A 16714-nucleotide genomic window follows, 5' to 3' on the forward strand; every position below is an offset into this window, starting at 1 on the left:
CGCAGCAGCGTACGTGGCCTTCCGCTCCGTTCGCGGGTGTCCGACGGGTTCGCCCGCGCGGCCCGGACCGCCCGGGCGCCGAACCAGGGGACGCGGCGGGTCGCCCCCGCGGTTGCGGCCCCCGCAGGCGGCCGGTGGCGGCCGGTGGCGCCCCGTGTCGGCCGGTGTCGCCCGGCGGCACCCGGTGGGTGCACCCCTGCGGCGGGAGGAGCCGTGGCGGTAATTCGCCGGTGACGTCTTCGCCCCCATACGGCATACTCCATGCGCCGGACCCGTTGATCACCCGTTGCCGAGACCCGGCGTGGGAGATCGCGACGGGAACGGGGTAGTTCTCACCGGACGGCTCCACCTCACCCTCGCGCGGGGCCGCCGCCACCCCACAGGGAGGATGTGCCGCCATGCCCCAGCAAGGCCCGCAGCCGGTCGACCGGCAGCTGCCCACCGACGAGGCCCGCCTTCTGCTCGACCTGACCCGGGACCTGGCCCGCCGCGAGATCGCGCCCTCCGCCGCGGCGGAGGAGGAGGCCGGGCACTTCCCGCGGGAGACCATGGCGCTGATCGGCCGCTCCGGGCTGCTCGGCCTGCCCTACCCCGAGGAGTTCGGCGGGGGCGGCCAGCCGTACGAGGTCTACCTCCAGGTGCTGGAGGAGCTGGCGGCCGCGCGTCTGACCGTGGGGCTCGGGGTCAGCGTGCACACCCTGGCCTGCCACGCGGTGGCCGCGTTCGGCAGCAAGCAGCAGCGCACCGACCACCTTCCCGCGATGCTCGGCGGCGAACTGCTGGGCGCCTACTGCCTGTCCGAGCCGACCTCGGGCTCCGACGCGGCGAGCCTGCGCACCCGGGCCGTACGGCACGGCGACTCCTGGACGATCGACGGCACCAAGGCGTGGATCACCCACGGCGGCGTCGCCGACTTCTACACCGTGCTGGCCCGCAGCGGCGGCGAGGGCGCGCACGGCATCTCCGCGTTCCTCGTACCGGGTGACGCGGCCGGGTTGAGCGCGGGGGCGCCCGAGCACAAGATGGGGATGAAGGGCTCGCCGACCGCGCAGCTGCACTTCGACGGGGTCGAGGTGGCCGACGAGCGGCGGATCGGTGAGGAGGGGCAGGGCTTCGCGATCGCGCTCGCCGCGCTCGACGCCGGGCGGCTGGGGATCGCCGCGTGTGCGATCGGCGTGGCGCAGGCCGCGCTCGACGCGGCGGCGGACCACATGGCCCAGCGCCGCCAGTTCGGCCGCCCGATCGCGGACTTCCAGGGGCTGCGGTTCATGCTCGCGGACATGGCCACCCGGGTCGAGGCGGGCCGGGCGCTCTACCTCACCGCGGCCCGGCTGCGCGACGCCGGGCGGGAGTTCAGCGCGCGTGCGGCGATGGCGAAGCTGTTCTGCACGGACACCGCGATGCAGGTCACCACGGACGCGGTGCAGTTGCTCGGGGGGTACGGCTACACCGCGGACTTCCCGGTCGAGCGGTACATGCGCGAGGCGAAGGTGCTCCAGATCGTCGAGGGCACCAACCAGATCCAGCGGATGGTGATCGCACGCCACCTGGTGGGCCCGGAGACCCGCGGCTAGGTACCGGCCGCGGGCGTGTGCGGCTCCTCGCCGTCGGGGCGCCCACGCGCCCCCTTCCGGCCGCGACGCCCGGCTGCTCAGGCGGCCAGCGGCGGGTGGGCGGCGCGCTGGGCGGGGACGCGGACGGGGCGGGAGCCGGGGCCGCCGACGTGCGAGAAGGGCTGGGTGCGCCAGTCGAGGGGGCGGGCCGGGGCCAGGGGCTCGTGGGCGGGCGCCAGCACGAGCGGCTCGAGGGCTCCGGCCTCGGCCACCGCGCGGCCGGAGCCGGCGCAGACCGTGAGCCCGAAGGGCTGCCAGGGGTTGGGGCACACCGCGTGGGGCGGCAGCAGGGTGTCGTCGCCGGCGACGGCGATCGGCCGGCCGCAGTCGGGGCAGGCGAGGCGTACGACGTCGGCGAGGTCGTCGCCGTCCTCGTCGTAGGGCTCCGCGCCGTCGTCGAAGCCGTCCGCCGGGTCGAAGTCGTCGTCGCCGCCGGCGGCGTGGTCATCGCCGGCCGGCGCGGGAGCGAGCGCGAGGTCGCGTTCGTGACCCTCCGCGGCGGTGGACGACGTCCGGGCACTGCGGCTGTGGCGCACAGGGTGACGCATATGGGTTTCCCCCTTGGGTGATGCCCTCCGTTGGGCCGGCCCGGCTTCACGCTCGCGGCCATAGCGAGCACTTCCCGCCGTGCTACGCGGGTAATCGCGCCATGCGGAGCCCTCCGCACCGTCGCGGTGTGGCCTTCGTCACACTCCTGGAATGGCCGGATGATGCGCCCCCGCGATGCGCCCCTACGCCCCCCGGTGCCCCCGAAAGCCACCCGCCCGGCCGCCTTATAGGGTGACCAAAAGGCGGGGACCAGCACGGTTGTGTCGGCAGCGGGCCGGCGGGCGGGAGTGGCACGGCATGCGGACCAACTGGGCGGGCAACCTGACGTTCGGCGCACAGCGCGTGCACCGGCCCACCACGCTCGACGAACTGCGCGCGATCGTCGCCGGCAGCCGCCGCGTCAAGGCGCTCGGCAGCGGCCACTCCTTCAACGCGATCGCCGACACCGACGGCGACCTCGTCGAACTGGCCGCGCTCCCGGCCGAGATGGACATCGACAGCGCCGCCGGCACCGTCCGCGTCGCCGCCGGCGTGCGCTACGCCGAACTCGCCGCGTACCTGCACGCCCACGGCCTGGCCCTGCCCAACATGGCGTCCCTGCCGCACATCTCGGTGGGCGGCTCGGTCGCCACCGGCACCCACGGCTCGGGCGACACCAACGGCTCCCTGGCCACCTCCGTGACCGCGCTGGACCTGCTGACCGCCGGCGGCGACACCCTCCGCCTCAGCCGCGCGCAGGACGGCGACCGCTTCGACGGCGCCGTGGTCTCCCTCGGCGCCCTCGGCATCACCACCCACCTGACGCTGGAGACGGTGCCCGCCTTCGACGTACGCCAGACCGCCCGCACCGGCCTCGCCCTCGCCGACGCGCTCGCCCACTTCGACACCCTCACCGGCGCCGCCTACAGCGTCAGCCTCTTCACCGACTGGCGCGCCCCGCGCTTCACCCAGGTCTGGCTCAAGCGCCTCGACGGCACCCCCGAACCCGAGCTGCCGTGGACCGAGCCCGCCCCGGGCCCGCTGCACCCCGTGCCCGGCGTCGACCCGGTGCACTGCACCCCGCAGGACGGCACCCCCGGCCCCTGGTACGAGCGGCTGCCGCACTTCCGCCCCCAGTTCACCCCCAGCAGCGGCGCGGAACTCCAGTCCGAGTACCTGGTGCCCCGCGTCCACGGCACCGCCGCCATCGCCGCGCTCGCCGACCTGCGCGAGACCCTCGCCCCGGTCCTGATGACCTGCGAGGTCCGCACCATCGCGGCCGACCGCCTCTGGCTGAGCCCCGCCTACGGGCACGACACCGTCGGCCTGCACTTCACCTGGCGCCAGGACCCCGCCGCCGTCACCCCCGTCCTGGGCCGCATGGAGGCCGCCCTCGCCCCCTACGGCGCCCGCCCGCACTGGGGCAAGCTCGCCACCACCGACCCCGCGACCGTACGGGGCCTGTACCCCCGGATGGCCGACTTCCAGGCGCTCGTCGCGGAGCTCGACCCCGACGGCACTTTCGGCAACGCCCACCTGCGCCGCCTGCTCGGCCCGTGACCGGCCACCCCGGGCCCGGCCGAGACGTGCCCACGGACCCCGCGGTGCCGGTAAGGTCAACGGCTGTGGAGGAGCTGGACCGGCACATCGTGGAACTGCTCGTCGCCGACGGGCGGATGAGCTACACCGACCTGGGCAAGGCCACCGGCCTGTCCACCTCGGCCGTGCACCAGCGCGTCCGCCGGCTGGAGCAGCGCGGCGTCATCCGCGGCTACGCGGCCGTCATCGACCCCGAAGCGGTCGGCCTGTCGCTGACCGCCTTCATCTCCGTCAAGCCGTTCGACCCCAGCGCACCCGACGACATCGCCGACCGGCTCGCCGAGGTACCCGAGATCGAGGCGTGCCACAGCGTGGCCGGCGACGAGAACTACATCCTCAAGGTGCGCGTCTCCGCCCCCATCGAGCTGGAGCACCTGCTGTCGCGGATACGCTCCCTGGCCGGCGTCTCCACCCGCACCACCGTGGTGCTGTCCACCGCCTACGAATCCAGGCCCCCCCGGATCTGACCGCGCCACCGGCCCGGGCAGACTGGCGGTATGCACCAGCGCCCCGCCGCAGCGGCGACCAAAACCCCCGACCAGCACCCCAGCGACCGCCCCGCAGCCGGCACCGTGCTGCTGCGCGGCGGCTTCGTCTACAGCCCCGCCGACCCCTTCGCGACCGCGATGGTGGTCGACGGCGACACGGTCGCCTGGGTCGGCTCCGAAGGCGCCGCCGACTCCTTCGCCGACGGCGTGGACGAGGTCGTGCACCTCGACGGCGCGCTGGTCACCCCCGCCTTCGTCGACGCCCACGTGCACACCACCGCCACCGGCCTCGCCCTGACCGGCCTGGACCTCGGTCCGGCCCGCACCCTCGCCGACGCCCTGGCCCGCACCGCCGCCTACGCCGACGCCCACCCCGGCGACCGGGTGCTGCTCGGCCACGGCTGGGACGACAGCCGCTGGCCCGAGGGCCGCCCGCCCACCCGCGCCGAACTGGACCGGGCCGTGCACGGCCGCCCGCTCTACCTCGCCCGCACCGACGTCCACTCCGCCGCCGTCACCAGCGCCCTGCTCGCGCTCGTGCCCGGCGCCGCCGACCTGCCCGGACACCATGAGACCGGCCCGGTCACCCGCGACGCCCACCACGCCGCCCGCGCGGCCGCCTACGCCGCCGTGACCCCCGCCCAGCGCGCCGCCGCCCAGCGCGCCGCGCTGCGCCACGCGGCCGCCCGCGGCATCGGCAGCCTCCACGAGTGCGCCGGCCCCGACATCTCCTCGCAGGACGACCTGACCGGCCTGCTGGCCCTCGCCGCGGCCGAACCCGGCCCCCGCGTGCACGGCTACTGGGCCGAACCCGTGACCGGCCCCGCCGACCTGGACCGGCTGCGCGACCTCGGCGCGCTCGGCGCCGGCGGCGACCTCTTCGTGGACGGCTCCCTCGGCTCCCACACCGCCGCCCTGCACGCCCCCTACGCCGACGCCGACCACCTCGGCGTCACCTACCTCGACGCCGACACCATCGCCCGCCACCTGACCGTGTGCACCCAGGCAGGGGTCCAGGCGGGCTTCCACGCCATCGGGGACGCCGCGCTGGCCGCCGTGGTCGACGGGGTGCGCGCGGCCGCCGCCACGGCCGGCACGGGCCGCGTACGGGCCCTGCGGCACCGCGTGGAGCACGCGGAGCTGATGACCGCCGAGACGATCGCCGCGTTCGCCGAGTTCGGCCTGATCGCCTCCGTGCAGCCCGCGTTCGACGCGACCTGGGGCGGCGACGACGGCATGTACGCCGCCCGGCTCGGCCGCGAGCGCGCCCGCACCCTCAACCCGTACGCCGCGATGACCCGCGCCGGGGTGCCGCTGGTCCTCGGCTCCGACAGCCCCGTCACCCCGCTCGACCCGTGGGGCGCCGTCCGCGCGGCCGCCTTCCACCGCACCCCCGGGCACCGCGTCTCCGCCCGCGCGGCCTTCAACGCCCACACCCGCGGCGGCTGGCGGGCCGCCGGCCGCGACGACGCCGGCGTCCTCACCCCCGGCGCCCCGGCCGACTACGCGGTCTGGCAGGTCGGCGACCTGGTCGTGCAGACCCCCGACGAACGCGTCGCCAACTGGTCCACCGACCCCCGCTCCGGCACCCCCGGCCTGCCCGACCTCACCCCGGGCACCCCGCTGCCCACTGCCCTGCGCACCGTCGTCGCCGGCCGTACGGTCCACCACCCGCCGAACGGGTGACCTGCGCTTTCCGGCATGCGCCCGAACGGTGCGCGGTGCCCGCCCCGCGGCGTGTCGCAACCGCCCGGACACCTCGCCACTGACCTGCTGATTTGTCGAAGATCCGCAGGTCACAGCGGTGTTGACAGTGGCTGGTCGGCGGCGGGTAGGTTCGGCCAGGTCCACCACAGGACGTCGGACCGGGGGCTCTCCGCGGTTGCGTCGAACACCGCTGGGTCATGGGGCGCCGCGCCCACCGCGCGCCGCCACTGGCAGCCAGGTCCAGCGTCCGCGGCGCGGAACGCGGGGGGAGTGCCGCCCGATCGGCAGGTGTGACCCGGGAAGGGCCCGGACACCCAGTAGACAACGGCCTCGGTGCCGAGCCGCAGCCAGCGGTTCCCAGGTCGGCCCGAAGGGTGTCCGGGCCCGCTCCCGTTGGGTGCCCCGACCCCCCGGGGTGCCCCGCCCCCTCGTCACGGGACCTTGCGCCCGCCGGGTGGCTTGTCGCGCCGTTCCCCGCGCCCCTGAGTACTGCCCCTTGCGGAACATGTCTGGCTGCGGGTGGGTTGTGGCTTGTCGCGCCGTTCCCCGCGCCCCTGTCGGGGTTCCTCGCCGTCGTCGGGTGCGGTGTGGTGTGCGCTGCGGAGCAGCCGCACATACTCAGGGGCGCGGGGAACTGCGCGACCAGCCACCCACCGGCCGCAAGGTCCGGGAACCGGCGTGCAGGGGCAGCCCGGGCGGACCCGCACCCATCAACCCCCCAGGAACACGGGGTACCGTCACCTTCGTCAGATGTCCCCACCTGCAGGAAGGCCACGCCTGTGCGCCTGCGTCCGCCGAACGCCCCCGCGGCGCCCGACGGGGTCGCGCCCGATGGGGCCGCGCCCGCCGCCGAAGTGAACGTCGTCCCGGTCGTGCCGGTCGTACCGGCGACCCGGCGGGCGCGGTGGAAGGCCACGGCCAGGGCCGCCGCCCCCAGGAGCGCGGTCGCCGCGGCGTTCGGCCTGATGATGGCCGCGGCGTTCCCGCCCTACGGGGTGTGGCCGCTGTCCGTGGTGGCGGTGGCCGGCCTCGCGCTGGTGCTCGAGGGCCGCACGGTCCGGCAGGGCGCGTGGCTGGGCTTCGCCTTCGCGTTCCCGTTCTTCCTGTGGCTGCTGGTGTGGCTGCGGTCGGTGATCTGGCTGGCCGTGGTGGGCCTGTCGGCGATCGAGGCGCTGTACCTGGTGCTGATGGCCGCGCTGATGGTGGTGGCGCGGCGGCTGCCGTGGTGGCCGCTGTGGGCGTCGTGCCTGTGGGTGGCGCAGGAACTCGTCCGGGACCGGCTGCCGTTCGGCGGGTTCCCGTGGGGGCGGCTGGCGTTCGCCAACACCGGCTCGCCGTTCACGCCGCTCGCCGCGCTCGGCGGCGCCCCGCTGGTGAGCTTCGCGGTGGCCCTCAGCGGCACCGTGCTGGCCGCCGCGGCCCTGGCCGCCCACCGGGCCTGGCGCGGCCGGGCCGGGCGCCCGTGGGCCCCCGCGGCGGCCGTACGCGGCCTGCTGCCCGCCGCCGGCGCGCTGGTGCTGTCCGCGGCGGTGCTGCTGGCCGGACTGCTGGTGCCGATCCACACCGACGCCGTCGGCCATGTGAAGGTCGCCATCGTGCAGGGCAACGTGCAGCAGCCGGGCATGCACTTCCTCGGCCGCCCGATGAAGATCCTCGACAACCACGTGCAGGCCACCCTCAAGCTCGCCGCGGACATCAAGGCGGGCAAGGTGGCCAAGCCCGACATCGTGCTGTGGCCGGAGAACTCCTCCGACCTGGACCCCTTCACCTACCCGCAGGCGTACGCGAAGATCAGCGAGGCGGTCCAGGCGGTGGGCGTGCCGGTGCTGGTCGGGGCGCTGGTGGACGGCCCGGACAAGGACCACGTGCAGAACGAGGGCATCGTGTGGGACCCGCTCACCGGCCCCGGCGACCACTACACGAAGCAGCACCCGGTGCCCTTCGGCGAGTACGTCCCGTTCCGTAAAGAGTTGACCAAGGTCATTCCGATGCTGAACGAGATCCCGAAGGACTTCTACCCAGGTAAGAGCACCGGAGTGCTCCGGATCGGCCCGGCGAACCTCGGCGACGTGATCTGCTTCGAGGTGGCCTACGACGGAATTGTTCGCGACACAGTGAACGCCGGCGCCCAAGCCATCGTCGTACAGACCAACAACGCAACGTATGGCCGCACCGGCCAGCCCGACCAGCAGCTCGCGATGTCCAAGCTGCGCGCGGTCGAGCACGGCCGGGCCGTGGTCACCGCGGCGACCAGCGGGATCAGCGCGGTGGTCGAGCCGGACGGGACGATCGAGAAACGCAGCAAGGAGTTCACCCAGCAGGTCATCAGCGCCGACATTCCGCTGCGCGACGAGAAGACGGTCGCGGACCGAGTCGGTGCGGCACCTGAGTGGGCACTCGCTATGGTGGGTCTCCTGTCCTGCGCGGCCGCCGTCGCGATCGGCAGGCTGGAGCGCACGCGCATGGCGAAAGGGCAGTCGCAGCAGTGAACGAGGACGGGCAGCGGAGCTTCGACTCCCTCGGCAAGGTCCTGGTCATCATCCCCACCTACAACGAGGCGGAGAACGTCGGGCCGATCGTCAAGCGGGTCCGGGCCTCGGTGCCCGACGCGGACATCCTGATCGCGGACGACAACAGCCCCGACGGGACCGGGAAGCTGGCCGACGAGATGGCCGCCGACGACCCGCGGGTGCACGTGATGCACCGCAAGGGCAAGGAGGGCCTGGGCGCGGCCTACCTCGCCGGGTTCCAGTGGGGGATCGACCACGACTACGGCGTGCTGGTGGAGATGGACGCCGACGGGTCGCACCAGCCGGAGGAACTGCCGCGGCTGCTCACCGCGTTGAAGAGCGCCGACCTGGTGCTCGGCTCGCGCTGGATTCCCGGCGGCCGGGTGGTCAACTGGCCCAAGCACCGCGAGTACCTCTCCCGCGGCGGCAGCACGTACTCGCGGCTGATGCTCGACGTGCCGCTGCGCGACGTCACCGGCGGCTACCGGGCCTTCCGGCGGCAGACCCTGGAGAGCCTGGGCCTGGGCGACATCGCCTCGGCCGGGTACTGCTTCCAGGTCGACCTGGCCTGGCGCGCGGTGAAGGCGGGCTTCCACGTGGTCGAGGTGCCGATCACCTTCGTGGAGCGCGAGCGCGGCGACAGCAAGATGAGCCGCAACATCGTGGCCGAGGCGCTGTGGCGGGTCACCGCCTGGGGTGTGGGCGCCCGCGCCGGCAAGATCACCGGGCGCCGCCCGCTGCCGTAGCCGGCGCCGGGTGGGAACCGGCGGGAGCCAGGTGAAGGGGCAACCCTGAGCCGGGCTTTACCCGGTCTTTGGCACACTTGAGATATGACGACGACGACACCGCCACCGGTCAGGCCGCAGCGCCGGCGGCGCTCCCGGGCCCGCCCCATCGTGCCCCTCGCGATCGCGGCCTGGGCGGTGCTGGAGATCTGGCTGCTGATCCTGGTGGCCGGGGCGACCAGCGGTTTCGTCGTGTTCCTGTGCATCCTGGCCGGGCTGGTGCTGGGCGCCGCGGCGGTCAAGCGGGCCGGGCGCAGCGCCTGGCGGAATCTGGCGGCGTCCGTCAGTGCCCAGCAGCAGGGGGTCGCCCCCGGCCCGCCGCAGGGCGGCGGCCGCACCGGCCTCGCCATGCTGGGCGGGCTGCTGCTGATCATTCCCGGCTTCGTCTCCGACGCCGTGGCGCTGGTGCTGCTCTTCCCGCCGACCCGGGCCTTCATCGGCCGCCGGGTGGACCGGGCGCTGCTCTCCCGCGCGGTGCCGATGCCAGGCGGCGGACTCGGCGGACCTGGCGGCTTCGGCGGTTTCGGTGGCCCGGGCGGTCCGGGTGGCTTCGGGGGCGGGCGCGGCGGCCCCGGCGGGGGTCCCGTGGGCGGCGGGGACAAGGTCGTCCAGGGCGAGGTCGTCAACCGGGACTGAGCGGGCACGGGAGCGCCGCCAGAGGCGGAAATGGTGTGCGGGGGCGGGAGTTGGCATAGTGCCCGCATGATCATGCTGTTGCGGCGGGTACGCACCGCCGCCCGCGCCCTGCCCGTGGCCCTGGGCGGTCTCCTGGTGGCGGCGGTGCCGTTCGCGACCGCTCCGCCCGCGGCCGCGACAGGGGCGGGCCGGGTGGTGCTGCGGGCCGAGGCGCCGAAGACGTTCGTGATGTACGCGGCGGACGAGGGCGCCGGCGGCACGAACAGCGGCTTCGTCATCCCCGTCTCCGTGCGGGCGAGCGACGCGGGCCCGGCCCGCGATGTCAGGGTCGTCGTGGACGCCTCGGGGCTCGCCGGCGTCGCCCGGGTGAGCGCGGGCGGCGGCGGGAACTGCACCCGGTCCGGCGCGGTGTTCACCTGCTCCTACGGCGACGTGCAGAACGGCGACGGCGAGTCCGAGGCGCCCTTCACGCTGAACGGCGTGGACGGCGTCGCACCCGGTGACGGCGGGACGGTGACGTACACCGCCGTCGCGGACAACGCGGCCGAGGTGACCGGGTCCACCCGGATGACGGTGGGCGGCCTCTCCCTCGACGTCCCCGGGAAGGACCTGACGGCGCAGGACGTGGCGCCGGGCAGCTCCCGCCCGGTGAGCCTCGCTTTCGCCAACCACAGCCGCTTCGCCGCCCGGCAGGGCGTCGCACTGACCGTCTCCGCCGATCCCGGGCTGAAGCTCACCTCGCGCCCGGGCAACTGCTTCTTCGACCCGTCCTTCACCTCGGCCTGGTGCGGCTTCGCCACCGCGGCAGGCCCGCACACCGCCTTCCGTACCAGCGCCCCGATCCGCTACACGGCCGCCGCGGGCCGGATGTCGGGCACCCTCACCTACAGCTGGTCGTCCGACCGCACCCGCCCGGCCGGGTTCACCGTGCGCGGCACGCAGGCCCCGCTGGCGCTGGCCAGGACCGCGGACCGCGGCTTCACCGCCGCCACCGGCACCGTCCGTGTCACCACCACCGTGCAGGCCGACTACCAGCCGGTGACCGCGACCGTACGCGGCCGGGTCGGCCAGACGGTCACGGTGCGGCTGGGGGTGCGGAACAACGGCCCGGGGCGTCCGCTGGGCAGCGAGACGATGGGCGGCTTCAAGGTGGTGCCGCCGGAGGGCACCACGGTGACGTCCATCCCGTACACCATCGAGGAGGACGGCGGCACCTGGGCGTGCGACCGGCCCGCGAAGTCCGGGGGCGCGTTCGTCTGCGACATCGGCACCGACCGCTTCGGGCCGGAGCCGGCGCAGGGCCGGACGACCGTCATCGGCTTCCGGGTGCGCATCGACCGGGTGGTGCCCGGCGCGCAGGGCACCATCAGCACCTACGGCCCCTTCGACCGCACCCCGGGCAACGACCGGGCCGTCATCGCCGTGGACGCCTCCCCGGCGTCGCCGGTGGCGCGGTGGCACACGGTCGCGTGGTCGGTCCTGGCCGCGGTCGTGGCCGGGGGAGCGGTGGCCGCAGGGGTGGCGCGGGTGCGCCGCCGCCGGGCCCGCGCCGGGGCATAGCTGCGCCCGGCGCGGAGCGGTGGGCTCCGGCCGGGCGGAAGGGATCGCGGGCCGCCGCGGGTGCGGGCCCGGGCGGGTCCGCGGCGCCGCGGACCCGGGTCCGGTCAGGCGGTCTTGCGGTTGTCGCGCGGATGCACCGCGATGTTCATCGCACCGGAACGGAGGACGGCCAGCCGCTCGGCGAGCACTTCCTCCAGCTCTTCGAGCGTGCGCCGCTCCATCAGCATGTCCCAGTGCGTGCGCGCCGGCTTGGTGGTCTTCTCCTCGGGACCTTCTCCGTCCACCAAGAGCGCGGTCTGGCCGCAGGCGCGGCACTCCCACTCCGGCGGAATCTCGGCCTCAACCGAGAACGGCATCTCGAATCGATGTCCGTTCCGGCATGCGTACTCAACGGTCTGGCGCGGGGCCAGATCGATGCCGCGGTCGGTCTCGTAGCTGGTGGCCCCGAGTCGCGTGCCGCGGAGAGCTCGCTCACTCATGAATCGTGCCTCCCGGGCTTTTGGTCGCCCACAGGACAGGTGTCGCTGTCGTCGTCATCCGGTCAACGTCCGGTCGGCGGTGAAGATTCCCGTTTCGGGATATGCGTCGCCCGTCGTGTCGCCCCTGTTTCTACCCAGCGACATCCCATTTGTCACACTTGGCGGGATATGTCACCCACTGTCGTCGTATCTTTTGCCGTCGACGGCGGTCAGGTCGCTGGGCCAACCGCGTACACTACCCGCCCGCACCCCTCAGGGCTAAATCGTGTCCACCACTCGGTGTTCCGGCGCTTCCCGGCGAATCACCGCAGAGCCGGTCGTAGCGGCCGCGGAGCCGTCGAACAGGCGCAGGAAGAACTGGGCGAGCGGGCCGATCGACACCGCGTACAGCACCGTGCCCACGCCCACGCCGCCGCCGAGGGCGAAGCCCGCCACCAGCACGGTCAGCTCGATGCCGGTGCGGATCAGCCGCAGCGAGCGGCCGGTCCTGCGGTGCAGCCCGGTCATCAGGCCGTCGCGCGGGCCGGGGCCGAAGCGGGCGGATATGTACAGGCCGGTGGCGACGCCGTTGAGCACCACGGCGCACACCATCAGCGGTACCCGCACCGCGAGTGCCGCGTGGTAGGGCACCAGGTCGAGGGTGGCGTCCAGCGAGAGCCCGACGAGCACCACGTTGGAGACGGTGCCGAGCCCCGGCCGCTGTCGGATCGGCCACCACAGGAGCAGAACGGCGGCGCCGACGACAATGGAGACGGCGCCGATGCTCAGCCCGGTCAGCCGGGAGAGCCCCTGGTGGAAGACGTCCCACGGGTCCAGACCGAGCGAGGCGCGGACCAGCAGGGCGTCGCTCGCGCCGTACAGCACGAGGCCGGCGTACAGGACGACGAGGCGGTGGGCGAGTGGACGGCTCATAGGGACCCCCCTGGCGTGTGGACGAGCGCGCATGACACTGTGTGGCCTGCGGACGGTTTCCTGCCATGGCCAATCAGGGAAAGGTGGACTGAGTTTCATGCCTCAGTGGACCGCTACGGTGAGCGCGGCGCATCTGGCCCGGCTCCTGACGCCCCGGCCGGCGACCGACCGGGCCGCCGCGACCGCCCCCGGCGCCCGGAAGCTGCCCGCCTACCGCGGCCTCGCCGACGGCGTACGGCTGCTGGTGCTGGAAGGACGGCTCCAGGTGGCCGCCCGGCTGCCCGCCGAACGCGAACTGGCCCTCGCCCTCGGAGTCAGCCGCACCACCGTCGCCGCCGCCTACGAGGCGCTGCGCGCCGAGGGCTTCGCGCACTCCCGGCGCGGCGCCGGCAGCTGGACCGCGATCCCCGAGGGCCACATCCTGCCCTCCCGCAGCCTGGAGCCCCTGCCGCCCGACGCCGCCGGCTCCGTGATCGACCTCGGCACCGCCGCCCTGTCCGCCCCCGAACCGTGGCTGACCCGTGCCATGCAGGGCGCCCTCGCGGAACTGCCCGCCTACGCCGCCACCCACGGCGACTTCCCCGCCGGGCTGCCGGTGCTGCGCGAGGCCATCGCCGACCGCTACACCGCCCGCGGGGTGCCCACCATGCCCGAGCAGATCATGGTCACCACCGGCGCGATGGGCGCGGTCGGCGCGGTCGCCCGCCACTCCGTCGGCTACGGCGAGCGGGTCGCCGCGGAGTCGCCCAGCTACGCCAACGTGCTGGAGCTCTTCCGCGAGACCGGCTCCCGCCTGGTGCCCGTCGCGCTGCGCGAACGCCTCGGCGGCTGGGACATGGACACCTGGCGCCGCGTCATGCGCGACGCCGCGCCCCGCATGGTCTACGTCATGCCCGACTTCCACAACCCGACCGGCACCCTCGTCGGCGACGACGAGCGCCGCGAACTGGTCGAGGCCGCCCGCGTCGCCGGCGCCACGGTGGTCGCCGACGAGACCATGGCCGAACTCGTCCTGGACGGCAAGGAGTCCGGGGTGCGGCCGCTCGCCGCCTTCGACCGCGGCGGCACCGTGATGACCGTCGGCTCCGCCAGCAAGAGCGTCTGGGCCGGGCTGCGCATCGGCTGGGTGCGCTCCACCCCCGACGTGGTGCGCCGCCTCGTCTCCGCCCGCGCCTACCTCGACCTCGCGTCCCCCGTGGTCGACCAGCTCGCCGTCGCCTGGCTGCTGCGCGGCGACGGCTGGGAACAGGCGCTCGCCTCCCGGCGGGACCGGGCCCGCGAGTGCCGCGACGACCTCGTCGCGGCCCTGCGCGCCCACACTCCCGGGTGGGACTTCAGCGTGCCCCGCGGCGGCATGACCATGTGGGTCCGCACCGGCGACGTCTCCGGCTCCCGCCTCGCCGTCACCGGGGAACGGCTCGGCGTCCGCGTCCCCGCCGGGCCCCGCTTCGGCATCGACGGCGCCTTCGAGTCCTACATCCGCATTCCCTTCACCGTCAGCGGCCCCGCCGCCGACGAGGCCGCCGCCCGCCTCGCCCAGGCCGCCGAACTCGTCCGCTCCGGCGCTGCCCCGGAGGGGTCGGAGCCCTCTGGGCTTTTCGTGGCCTGACCCGCCCCCCGGGGCGGTGGGTTCCGCGGGTTGCGGGACCACCCGCCGGTGGGTGGCTTGTCGCGCCGTTCCCCGCGCCCCTGGATGCGCTCGGGTTTCCCTGCGGTGCCCACCCTCCGGGGTGGTGGGTTCCGTGCCTCTTCGGGACCTTGCGGTCCGCGGTGGCTCGTCGCGCAGTTCCTCGCGCCCCTGGGTAGGTGCGGCTGTTCCGCGAACTGTGGAGTGCGTGAGTGGGCAGAGGCTGGGCACCCACAGCCACCACCACTTGCGGAGCACCCGAGCGCACCCAGGGGCGCGGGGAACTGCGCGACAAGCCCCCCACAGGCCGAAGGTCCCGGGACGCCAGCACCCCCCACCCCGGAGGGTGGGCACCGCAGGAGAACCCGAGCAGACCCAGGGGCGCGGGGAACTGCGCGACCAGCTACCGCGGACCGCAAGGTCCCGAAGAACACAGGACCCCCCACCCCGGGGGGTCGGGTTCAGCCGAGCTCGAGGTCGGCCACCGTGCGGATCACCGCACCTTTGTGGAGGGTGACGGTTTCGAGCGGGGGAGGGGCGTCGTCGGGTGGGGCGGGGGGAGAGGAGGGAGCGGGGGCGGGGTCGGAGGGGAGGAGGGTGAGGACGGCGGAGCGGTGGGCGGCGGGCGCTTCCTCGTCGTAGGGGTCGGGGGCCGCGGGGACCTGGAGCCGGAGGACGGGGCCGGTGCCGAGACGGGCGTAACCGCGGCCGGGGGGTACGTCGGCCGCGGGGGTGGTGCGTTGGGGCGCGCCGAGGACGGCCTGGACGTGTTCGGGGGCGAGGCGGCCGAGGACGACCCGGGCGCGGGTCTGCGAGATGACGACCGGCGCGAGCGCTTCGGTGGCGTCGAGCTGGTCGGCGACGGCGACCGCGACATTGGCGGCGCGCCCGTGCCGCAGGGGGACGTCGAGCAGGGCCTGCGGGTCGGGCCGCCCCTCGGCGAGGGCGAGTTGGGTGAGGGAGGTCGGCCGGTCGACGACGATCCACAGCGGCCGCCGTACGTCCTCGGCGACGGGGCGGCCCGCCTGCCGGGCCCGGTTCACCGCGATCAGCCGCCGCTCGGTCTCGTGGACGGCCCACTCCAGGGTGGCCGCGGCGCCGAGCAGCCCGTCCTCGACGGCGAGCACACCGGGGCGGCCGGCCAGCGCGGCGTACTCCCCGGTGCCGCCGCCGTCGATGACGACCACGTCGCCGTGGACCAGCGCCTGGAGCGCGATCGACCGCAGCAGGCTCGTCGTGCCGGTGCCGGGCTGGCCGAGTGCCAGCAGGTGCGGCTCGGTGGAGCGGGCACCGGTCCGCCACAGGACGGCGGGGGCGTCGCGGGTGACCGTACCGTCGCCGCCGTCGGCGCCCTCGTCGGCGGACGGGACCGACACCGGCACCGTGCGCTGCACCGCGCCCTCGTCGGTGAAGCCGAGCACGGTCTCGCCCGGTGACGTGACGAACCGCTGCGCGGCGATGTCCGTCGGCAGCGGCGGGAGGGCGGTGAGGGTGAGGTGGTTCTCCTCCTCGTTCCAGTCGAAGCGGTACTCCCGGCCGCGGCCGGCCTTGGCGTGCAGCAGCTGCTCGACCCGGGTGCGGGAGTCGTCCTCGCCGTCGGTGAAGTACGCCGGGTAGCGCAGGTGCAGCCGCGCCAGCCGGCCGTCCTGGAACTCGTACGAGCTGAAGGCCCGCTCCCAGCTGCCGTCGTGGGCATAGAGCGGCGCGGGGTCGCCCGGGTCGGACAGGTAGGGCACCAGCGCCTCGTAGAGCGACTGGAGCCGCACCCCCTCGGCCTCGGTCGGCCCGGCCGCCGCCGGTGCGCCGCGCTCCCGGCCCAGCCACGCCGCGGACGCCACGAGCGCGGCGACCCCGAGGATCGGCCCGTACGGCATCATCGCCACGATCACGACGGCCGCCGCGGCCAGCAGCAGCGCCGGCCCCCGCCGGTCCTTCGGGGTGCGGCCCCACCACTCGCCGGCCCACGACGCCTGCCGGCGCATGCCCCGGGCGATGGTGATGACAGGGTGCAGCACGTCACCGGCGCCGTCGGCCGCGGTGCGCGCCAGGTCGCGGCCGCGGGCGAGCGCCGGCCGGCTGGTGAGGATGCTGGGAAGGGGACGCCTGACCACGGGTGCTCCATGGGTGGTTCGGGTGGGGGACGGCGCGTGGGGGACACGGGCGCGCGCGGGGCCGGGGGCGGCGGGATCGGGAACCGCGCCGGGCCCGGCGGCGGATCGACCGCCGCCGGGCCCGGGGGAGGGGCAGGAGTGGCCGCCGGACGCCCTGGA

The 16714-nt window shown here is 75.0% G+C and carries 13 protein-coding genes; 9 read left to right on the forward strand and 4 right to left on the reverse strand.

Annotation, left to right across the window (positions count from 1 at the left end; translation table 11 throughout):
* Positions 1-398 precede the first annotated feature (398 nt).
* Positions 399-1574, forward strand: coding sequence for an acyl-CoA dehydrogenase family protein (locus WA788_RS12170; protein ID WP_335976042.1), 1176 nt, complete (start codon positions 399-401; stop codon positions 1572-1574).
* A gap of 77 nt (positions 1575-1651) precedes the next feature.
* Here WA788_RS12170 and WA788_RS12175 read toward each other — a convergent pair whose 3' ends face one another.
* Entirely contained in the window at positions 1652-2161 is a 510-nt protein-coding gene (locus WA788_RS12175) for a hypothetical protein (protein ID WP_335976046.1), read from the reverse strand.
* Between the two features lie 298 nt (positions 2162-2459).
* On the opposite strand from WA788_RS12175, the gene WA788_RS12180 reads away from it, so the two are divergent.
* From WA788_RS12180 to WA788_RS12210, 7 genes are all read left to right on the forward strand, one after another.
* Complete coding sequence (locus tag WA788_RS12180; protein WP_335976049.1) at positions 2460-3701, forward strand: FAD-binding protein; 1242 nt, start codon at positions 2460-2462, stop codon at positions 3699-3701.
* Between the two features lie 65 nt (positions 3702-3766).
* Positions 3767-4207 (forward strand): Lrp/AsnC family transcriptional regulator, encoded by a 441-nt coding sequence (locus tag WA788_RS12185; RefSeq protein ID WP_328473841.1) that lies wholly within the window; start codon positions 3767-3769, stop codon positions 4205-4207.
* A gap of 30 nt (positions 4208-4237) precedes the next feature.
* Entirely contained in the window at positions 4238-5914 is a 1677-nt protein-coding gene (locus WA788_RS12190) for an amidohydrolase (RefSeq protein WP_443034015.1), read from the forward strand.
* Positions 5915-6714: 800 nt separating this feature from the next.
* Positions 6715-8424, forward strand: coding sequence for an apolipoprotein N-acyltransferase (gene lnt, locus WA788_RS12195; protein WP_443034016.1), 1710 nt, complete (start codon positions 6715-6717; stop codon positions 8422-8424).
* Entirely contained in the window at positions 8421-9191 is a 771-nt protein-coding gene (locus tag WA788_RS12200) for a polyprenol monophosphomannose synthase (protein WP_335976054.1), read from the forward strand. The genes lnt and WA788_RS12200 overlap by 4 nt, the downstream gene beginning before the upstream one ends.
* An 84-nt stretch (positions 9192-9275) precedes the next feature.
* Entirely contained in the window at positions 9276-9866 is a 591-nt protein-coding gene (gene fxsA, locus WA788_RS12205) for an FxsA family membrane protein (protein ID WP_335976059.1), read from the forward strand.
* A 66-nt stretch (positions 9867-9932) separates the two neighbouring features.
* On the forward strand, positions 9933-11426 hold the full coding sequence (locus WA788_RS12210; protein WP_335976062.1) for a hypothetical protein: 1494 nt from the start codon (positions 9933-9935) through the stop codon (positions 11424-11426).
* Between the two features lie 104 nt (positions 11427-11530).
* On the opposite strand, the gene WA788_RS12215 is transcribed toward WA788_RS12210, so the two are convergent.
* On the reverse strand, positions 11531-11905 hold the full coding sequence (locus tag WA788_RS12215) for an RNA polymerase-binding protein RbpA (protein WP_031517570.1): 375 nt from the start codon (positions 11903-11905) through the stop codon (positions 11531-11533).
* A 258-nt stretch (positions 11906-12163) separates the two neighbouring features.
* Positions 12164-12850: a membrane protein YczE gene (yczE, locus tag WA788_RS12220; RefSeq protein WP_443034017.1), complete on the reverse strand. Its 687-nt coding sequence runs from the start codon at positions 12848-12850 to the stop codon at positions 12164-12166.
* Positions 12851-12914: 64 nt separating this feature from the next.
* On the opposite strand from yczE, the gene yczR reads away from it, so the two are divergent.
* Entirely contained in the window at positions 12915-14426 is a 1512-nt protein-coding gene (yczR, locus tag WA788_RS12225; protein WP_335976072.1) for a MocR-like transcription factor YczR, read from the forward strand.
* A gap of 479 nt (positions 14427-14905) precedes the next feature.
* Here the strand turns inward: yczR and WA788_RS12230 are convergent, their stop codons facing one another.
* Positions 14906-16555, reverse strand: a complete 1650-nt coding sequence (locus WA788_RS12230; RefSeq protein WP_335976076.1) for a hypothetical protein — start codon at positions 16553-16555, stop codon at positions 14906-14908.
* Between the last annotated feature and the right edge of the window lie 159 nt (positions 16556-16714).

It is taken from the genome of Streptomyces sp. CA2R106, assembly GCF_037034245.1.
Taxonomy (GTDB): domain Bacteria; phylum Actinomycetota; class Actinomycetes; order Streptomycetales; family Streptomycetaceae; genus Actinacidiphila.